This window comes from Streptomyces thermovulgaris, assembly GCF_002155915.1.
Lineage (GTDB): Bacteria > Actinomycetota > Actinomycetes > Streptomycetales > Streptomycetaceae > Streptomyces > Streptomyces thermovulgaris.
In genome coordinates this window covers 1-504 of sequence record NZ_MUME01000426.1, presented here as the reverse complement: position 1 = coordinate 504, position 504 = coordinate 1, and the positions used below count along the sequence as shown (strand labels likewise).

Here is a 504-nt window from a genome sequence, read left to right as displayed (position 1 = left end):
GCCCCCGGGCATCCGCATCCCACGGGGAACAGGAGTCATGTATGCGCATACGCCCGATTCATCCCCGCGGGGTGAGAGGTGGGGTGAGAGTGTGACGACGGCTCCTCCGGACGTCGATGTGGTGCTGCCCTGCCTGAACGAGGCCGAGGCCCTTCCCTGGGTCCTCGCGCGGATCCCGCCGGGCTGGCGCGCGCTCGTCGTCGACAACGGTTCCACCGACGGTTCGGCCGAGGTCGCCCGCGCGTACGGCGCGACCGTCGTGCACGAGCCGCGCCGGGGGTTCGGCGCCGCCTGCCACGCCGGGCTGACCGCCGCCACCGCCGACGTGGTGTGCTTCTGCGACGGCGACGCCTCCCTCGACCCGTCGCTCCTCGTCCCCTTCGTCCGTGAGATCCGGGACGGCGGGGCCGATCTGGTGCTCGGCCGGCGGCGTCCGCACGGCCGGGGTGCGTGGCCCGTCCACGCCCGCGCCGGCAATCTGGCGCTCGCCCGGATGCTGCGCCG

General features: G+C 74.6%; 1 protein-coding gene. It reads left to right on the top strand.

Annotated features, from left to right (window positions below):
* Positions 1-37: 37 nt before the first annotated feature.
* Positions 38-504: glycosyltransferase family 2 protein (locus CCN35_RS25805; RefSeq protein ID WP_143631815.1), on the top strand; the 467-nt coding region annotated here is incomplete at its 3' end.